Genomic DNA, 1,672 nt, shown 5'->3' with positions numbered 1-1,672 from the left:
GGCAGTCCGCAGACGATCGCCAATGTTGCGGCGGGCGTGAATGCCAACGACGCCGTGAACGTGTCGCAGCTCAGCCAGACCGTGGACGCCGCCAGGACGCATTACTACAGCGTCAACGACGGCGGAACGACAGGCGGCAACTACAACAATGACGGGGCGACCGGTACGAATGCGGTGGCCGTGGGTGTCAACGCGGCGGCCGCCGGGGTCGACGGGACCGCGATCGGCAATGGCGCGAGTGCAAGCGGAGAGGGAGCGATCGCGCTCGGCCGCAACACGGTCAGCAGCGGGCTGGATACGATTGCGATCGGTACGGGTGCGACAGCGACCAATTCGGTGGCGCTGGGTGCTGGCGCGTCGGCGGGTGCCGGCGGCACGGCACTTGGTGACGGTGCGAAGGCCACCACGGCCGGCGGCGTCGCGCTCGGCAAGAATTCCGTGGAAGGAACGGCTGTCGGGGTGGCAAGCACGACCATCGCCGGCACCACTTACAGCTTCGCCGGCACGGGGCCGACGAGCGTGGTGAGCGTCGGCTCTGCCGGCGCGGAACGGCAGATCACCAATGTCGCCTCCGGCCAGTTGTCGGCGACCTCGACGGATGCGGTGAACGGTTCGCAGCTCTTTGCGACCAACACGGCGGTCACCGACCTTGGCTCGACGGTGACCAATCTGGGCAACTCCACTGCCTCTAACCTTGGTGGCGGCTCGGTCTACGACCCGGCGACGGGTACGGTCGGTGCGCCGAGCTACACGGTTCAGGGTGGAACCTACAATAACGTGGGGGATGCGCTTGGCGCGGCNCGCTGACCAACAACACCACCGACATTGCGGCGCTGCAGACGGATGCATTGCAGTGGAATTCGACACTTGGTGCGTATGATGCAAGCCACGGTTCCGGCTCGCCGCAGACGATCGCCAATGTTGCGGCGGGCGTGAATGCCAACGACGCCGTGAACGTGTCGCAGCTCAGCCAGACGGTCGATGCCGCAAGGACGCATTACTACAGCGTCAACGACGGCGGAACGACAGGCGGCAACTACAACAATGACGGTGCGACCGGACAATTTGCTCTTGCGGCCGGAGTGGACGCGACCGCAGGAGGGGAGGATGCGACGGCGGTGGGCCACCTCGCCACCGCAACCGGTGCTTGGTCGGTCGCGGTCGGCCGGGGAGCGAACGCGGCGTATATGCAAGGGGTGGCGCTCGGCAAACGGGCACAGGCGATGGCGATAGACGTCGTTGCAATCGGCAGTGATGCCTATGCCGCGGCAAATGTCGGGGATGTCGCCCTCGGGGCGCGGTCGTATACGAGTGCGGTGGTCAATACGACCGGCACGACGATCAATGGGATTGCCTACACATATGCCGGAACCGCGAGCTCCACTGTGAGCGTCGGCCAGATCGGCCTCGAGCGTACGATCACCAATGTCGCGGCCGGACGGGTCAGCGCAACTTCGACGGATGCGATCAACGGAAGCCAGCTCTTTGCGACCAACCAGGCCGTCGATAGTCTCGCGACGGATGCGCTCCAATGGAACACGACGCTCGGGGCCTATGATGCAAGCCATGGTTCGGGCAGTCCGCAGACGATCGCCAATGTTGCGGCGGGCGTGAATGCCAACGACGCCGTGAACGTGTCGCAGCTCAGCCAGACCGTGGACGCCGCCAGGAC

General features: G+C 65.5%; 2 pseudogenes. Both read left to right on the top strand.

What is annotated here, in order from left to right:
* Window positions 1-807, top strand: a pseudogene (locus NHF53_RS22115) (hypothetical protein); the annotation flags it as partial.
* 41 nt (window positions 808-848) lie between these two features.
* A pseudogene (locus NHF53_RS22110) lies at window positions 849-1,672 on the top strand (hemagglutinin); the annotation flags it as partial.

The organism is Ciceribacter sp. RN22, assembly GCF_024054295.1.
Taxonomy (GTDB): Bacteria; Pseudomonadota; Alphaproteobacteria; order Rhizobiales; family Rhizobiaceae; genus Allorhizobium; species Allorhizobium lividum.
Note: the sequence above shows the minus strand (reverse complement) of the source record. Positions and strands in the feature narration are given on the sequence as shown.